General features: G+C 67.6%; 4 protein-coding genes. All 4 read left to right on the forward strand.

What is annotated here, in order from left to right:
- The first annotated feature begins 58 nt into the window (after nucleotides 1-58).
- The 4 genes from GX543_RS02365 to GX543_RS02380 all read left to right on the forward strand — a co-directional run bounded on the left by GX543_RS02365 (nucleotide 59) and on the right by GX543_RS02380 (nucleotide 4741).
- The gene (locus GX543_RS02365; protein ID WP_290849522.1) at nucleotides 59-1423 is read left to right on the forward strand and encodes an MFS transporter; all 1365 of its coding nucleotides are present in this window, start codon (nucleotides 59-61) and stop codon (nucleotides 1421-1423) included.
- Between the two features lie 68 nt (nucleotides 1424-1491).
- The gene (locus GX543_RS02370) at nucleotides 1492-2139 is read left to right on the forward strand and encodes a TetR family transcriptional regulator (RefSeq protein WP_290849523.1); all 648 of its coding nucleotides are present in this window, start codon (nucleotides 1492-1494) and stop codon (nucleotides 2137-2139) included.
- Between the two features lie 53 nt (nucleotides 2140-2192).
- On the forward strand, nucleotides 2193-3107 hold the full coding sequence (locus tag GX543_RS02375) for an ABC transporter ATP-binding protein (protein ID WP_290849524.1): 915 nt from the start codon (nucleotides 2193-2195) through the stop codon (nucleotides 3105-3107).
- Entirely contained in the window at nucleotides 3104-4741 is a 1638-nt protein-coding gene (locus GX543_RS02380; RefSeq protein ID WP_290849525.1) for a hypothetical protein, read from the forward strand. The genes GX543_RS02375 and GX543_RS02380 overlap by 4 nt, the downstream gene beginning before the upstream one ends.
- The last annotated feature ends 711 nt before the right edge of the window (nucleotides 4742-5452 follow it).

Raw genomic sequence — 5452 nt, forward strand, 5'->3', positions numbered from 1 at the left:
CAGATGCTGTCAGTTCAGATGGTGCGGCGCACACGACGCTGGATCTGACGTTGACATCGTGACCGACAGTCGACGCCTCACCCCGGCCCTGATCTACGCGGCACTGACGACCTCGGTCGTCAGCTCGCTCGGCATGCTCCTGGTGCCCTCGATCGCGGCCGACCTGAGCGTCGGCGTCGGTGCGGCGCAGTGGATGCTGACCATCAACCTGATGGTCGGAGCGGTCGCGACGCCGATCATGGGTCGATTGAGCGACGGCCCGGGTACCCGCCCCCTGCTGCTCGCATCGCTCGGGGTGATCTTCGTCGGCTCGGTGGTCGCGGCGGTGGCGCCGAACTTCTCGATCTTTCTCATCGGTCGGGCACTGCAGGGACTGTCGTACGGGATCGTGCCGGTCACCATCGTGCTGGCGCGGCGGCACCTTGCGAAAGCCCAGGTCGATCCGGCTATCTCGAGCCTGTCGGTGACCGTGGCGACCGGCCTGGGCATCGGCTATCCGCTGACCGGTGTCATCGCGAGCGTGTCCGACTTCCGGGCCGCGTTCTGGTTCGCCGCGGCGTTCGTGCTGACCGCGTTCATCGTGGTCTGGCTGCTGGTGCCGAACAGCGACGAGACTCGATCGGCCGCAAAGTTCGACGTCATCGGCGCCACCCTGCTCAGCGTCGGGCTTGCCTCCCTGCTCACCGCCGTCAGCCAGGGGCCGACGTGGGGCTGGCTCTCGGCGTCGACGCTCGGTCTCGGCGTCCTCGCGGTCGCGACTCTCGTGGCGTGGGCGCTCTACGAACTGCGCACCAGCCACCCCTTGATCAACCTCCACGTGATTCGCCAGTCGCCGGATGTGCTGTTGGCGAATGCGACCGCCATCGGACTCGGCGCCACCCTCTACATGAGCCTGTCGACGGCGAGCATCATCGCCCAGGCGCCCACCGCCACCGGCTACGGCCTCGAGTTGCCGCTGTTCTGGGCCGGTTTCGTCATGCTCCCGCTGTCCGTGGGAAGTTTCACGGGAAACCGGTTCGTGCGCAGGCTCAACCCGTCGTCGACCGCCGCGATGCTGCCGGTCGGTGCCACGGTGATGGCCTCGGCGGCCCTCATGCTGTGGCTCACCAAGGACACGCTGTGGGAGATCCTGCTCGGCATGGCACTCTTCGGCCTCGGCATGGGTGCGGCGTACGCCGCGATGCCGACGTTGATCGCCCGCAACGTCGCGATCTCCGAGGTCGGTAGCGCGGTGAGCTTCAACCAGGTCCTGCGCACCGTCGGCGGAGCCGCGGGCAGTGCCGCGGTCGGCGCCGTCCTTGCCGCTCGCCCGGGACAGGACGGGATCGACATCGCGCTCGGCGTCGCCGCGGTTGCGGGCACCATCGTCTGCCTGGCGCTGATCGTGAATCTACTGCGGGTCCGTCGGACTCAGCAGGCCTGACGCGACCCCTGCCCACGACCTCTCACTCGACCCTTGACTGGCCGTGAACAGACGTTCACACTGAGTTCATGAGTCGTGAACACGCGTTTACGGAGGTCGATCCGATCATCTCGTCGGCCGTCGAGAGCTTCGGTCGACACGGCTTCGGCGCGCCGCTGCGCGGGATCGCCGCCGACGCGGGCGTCAGCGCGGCGCTGATCGTCAAACGCTTCGGCTCCAAAGACGGCCTGCACGCCGCATGTGACGAGTACGTCCGCGAATGGATCCGGATCGTCAAAACGGAGAACATCGACGCCGTCGCCCAGGGTCGCTTTCTGCCTGCGATCGTCGACGACGACGCGCTGCTGCCGATGTTCGCGTACATCATGGCGTCCGTCCTGGCCGGCGGCGACGTGGGACGACAGTTCGTCGAGGGCATGATCGTCGACGCCGAGGCCTACATCGCCGATGCCGTCGCACAGGGCGTGGCCAAGCCGAGCCGCGATGAGCCCGCGCGCGCCCGGTATCTGGTCACTAGCTCACTCGGTTCGTTGCTGCTGACCATGCTCATGAACGGCGAGACCACCGAGTTGACCACGGCGTTCCGCCGCCTGCAGCACGAGATGAGCCCGCCGATGATCGAGCTCTACACCGAAGGCCTCTTCACCGACGGCGCCTTCCTCGACGACTACCTGCGCCAGTTCGGCGACCCGTCGGCCACCGCCCCGCCCGACTGAGCCCGGCCCTCCCGCTTCCATCCTTCCCCGTCGCCACGAACAAGGAGCCCGACATGACCGTCATCGACGTCCGCGGACTGGTCAAGAAGTTCGGCAGTTTCACCGCCCTCGATCACCTCGACCTCACCGTCTCCGCCGGGGAGGTGCGTGGTTTCCTCGGCCCCAACGGCGCAGGCAAGTCGACCGCGATCCGCGTCCTGCTCGGCCTGCTCAGAGCCGACGACGGCGAGATCCGCATGTTCGACGGCGATCCCTGGCGCGACGCCGTCGCGCTGCATCGCCGTCTCGCCTATGTCCCGGGCGACGTGACCCTCTGGCCCAATCTCACCGGCGGTGAATGCATCGATTACCTGGCGCGCCTGCGCGGCGGCGTCGATGCTGCGCGTCGAGCCGAGCTGTTGGAACGCTTCGAACTCGATCCGACCAAGAAGGGGCGGACCTACTCCAAGGGCAATCGGCAGAAGGTCGCCCTGGTCGCGGCGCTGGCCTCGAATGCCGACCTGTTCATCTTCGACGAGCCGACCAGCGGCCTCGACCCGCTGATGGAGACGGTGTTCACCGACTACGTGAACCAACTGCGCGCGCAGGGAACGGCGATCCTGCTCAGCAGCCACATCCTGAGCGAAGTGGAGAAGGTCTGCGACACCGTCACCATCATCCGCGCAGGCCGGGCCGTCGAGAGCGGCACTCTCGCCGAGCTGCGGCACCTCACCCGATCTCGCGTGCAGGCGGTGGTGACGGCCCCGGACGTCGACGCACTCGGCCGCATCGTCGGGGTGCACGACCTGTCGGTCCAGCCGGTCGAGAGCGGTCTGCGGGTCACGTTCAACGTCGACGACAGCACCGTCGCCCAGATTCTCGCGCCGCTGTCCGGTCACGGTGTCCAGTCGTTGCAGGTGACGCCGCCATCGCTGGAAGATCTGTTCCTGCGCCACTACGGTGACGCCCCGGCAGCGGACGCGTCATGACCGCCGCAGGTCTCAAATCGGCCGAGCGGCCGGCGCTGGCCGGCACGGTCGTGATGTCGCGGCACATCCTGCGCCGTGACCGCGTGCGCATGGCGGTATGGCTGGCATCGATCACCCTGTTTCTCGTCTACTTCATGGTCGCACTGACCACCGTCTTCGACGCCGCCGCGCTGCAGGGCCGGGCCGCCGTGATGCGCACTCCCACCGGGATCATCATGGGCGGTCCCGGCTTCGGACTCGACCACTACACCGGCCCGGTGGCCGTCGCCAACGAGGGAACTGTGTACCTGGTTCTCGCACTGAGCCTGATGAGCATCTTCCATGTGGTGCGGCATACCCGCGCCGACGAGGAGAGCGGCCTCGCGGAGTTGGTGCGCGCAAGCATCGTCGGACGGCATGCCACCGCGATCTCGACGATGCTCACGCTGGCTGGCAATCTGCTGGTGATCGCCGTGGTGTCCGGCCTGGCGATGGTCGCGGCCGGATCCGACGTGCCCGTGGTCGATTCGCTTGCCATGACACTCGGCGCGTCAGCGGTCGCGCTGGTGTTCGGTGCGGTCGCGCTGGTCGCGTGCCAGGTCAGCGCGCATGCGCGCACCGCGATCGGCATCTCCCTCGGCTTGTTCGGCGCCGCCTTCGTGGTGCAGGCCGCGGGTAACGTGCGTCAGCACGGCGGATCGCCGCTGTCGTGGTTGTCGCCGATCGCGTGGGCCCAGCAGTCCCGTGCGTTCGTCGACCTCCGGTGGTGGCCGATGCTGCTGTCGGTTGCCGCGACGGCGATCGCCCTGTGGTTGGCGGCCGCGCTCTCCTCGCATCGCGACTTCGGCGCCGGGCTGGTGCACGCCCGTCCCGGTCGGCCGGCGGCGCGGTCGAGCCTGCGGTCGCCGCTCGCGCTGGCCTGGCTGCAACAGCGAGGTGCACTGTTCTGGAGCACGCTCGGACTCGCACTGATGTGGTTCGGCACCGGGACGTTGATGAGCACCATCGACGATATGGTCGCCGATCTCGTGAAGGAGAACGCCGCCTTCGGCAAACTCTTCGGCACCGATCCGGCCCAGTTCGCGTCGGCCTTCATCGGCACGATGGCGCTCTTCCTCGCGATCTGCGCGGCGGCCTATGCGATCGCGATGGGCCAGCGGGCACGCGGCGAGGAGACGTCGGGCCGACTCGAAACGGTGCTGGCGACACCGGTCTCGCGCCTGCGCTGGCTCGGCTCGCAGATCGCGGTGTCGGTCGGCGGGACGGTCGTGCTGCTGACCCTCTCGATGATCGCCCTGTGGCTGGGCGCCGTCTCCGTCGGCATGACAGATCCGGGATTCAACGACTACCTCGGCCTCCTGATCTCCTACCTCCCCGCCGTCGTGATCTTCTCGGGCCTGACCTTCGCCCTCTACGGCTGGGTGCCACGCGCGATCGTCGCATCGTGGCTGCTGCTCGCCTTCGTGTTCGTCGTCGGCATGTTCGGTCCGCTGCTGAACCTGCCGACGTGGGTGCAGGCGATATCGCCCCTGTACTGGGTGCCGGCGGACGTCGGCACCATCTCCTGGCCCGATGTCGCTGGCCTGACCGCCGTCGCCGCCGCCCTGATCGCCATCGGCTGCGCGGGCTTCCGTTCCCGCGACATCCAGGCCTGAGCACCCGGTCCCGGTTGGTCGAGTGCCCGGCTGCCCCCAGGTTGGTCGAGTGCCTGGCTGCGAGCGCAGCGAGCACCCAGGCGAATCGAGACCGCCACGACACACAATCTCGGCACACGACTGCTCACCGCACTCGCCCCAAACAAGCTCGTCGCGCACCCGCGCCCAGCACATCAAGAATCTTGAATCGAACACTTGTTCTTATCAATCATGACCTGTAACATAGATCACACGAAGCGGTCCCACCCGGGACCACCTTTCGGCTCCTTGAGAACTCCATAGCCGTCGCGCACAGGCGACACGGACTGCTACCGGGGCCACAGGGGCTGGAGGGGCAGTCGGTGGAGTGCCGACGGAAAAGAGCATGCGGGACAGGCCGTCAACCCGACCCGGGGGTGCAATCCCCGGATCTCGGGTCGGCGGCCGTCCCGCACCACGACACACGGGAAAATCAGCGGACCAATCCAGCGGACCAATATCACCCAACCAGGCACCTATCTCTCGCGGACAGTTCGGCGACCCCGAACGCCCCGCGAGGACCCATCACGAACAACCAACACCAACAGGGGGAAATTCGTCATGACCACCGCAGCAGCCATCCCAACAGCCCTCACCGACCTCGCCGACCGACTCGCCGACGAACTACGACCACCGGCCGACAACCGAACCCAGGACGGCGGCACCGCCGGCGGCCAACTCGCGGCCTTGTTC

Origin of the sequence: Gordonia sp. (in: high G+C Gram-positive bacteria), from assembly GCF_012515855.1 — a bacterium.
Classification (GTDB): Bacteria; Actinomycetota; Actinomycetes; order Mycobacteriales; family Mycobacteriaceae; genus Gordonia.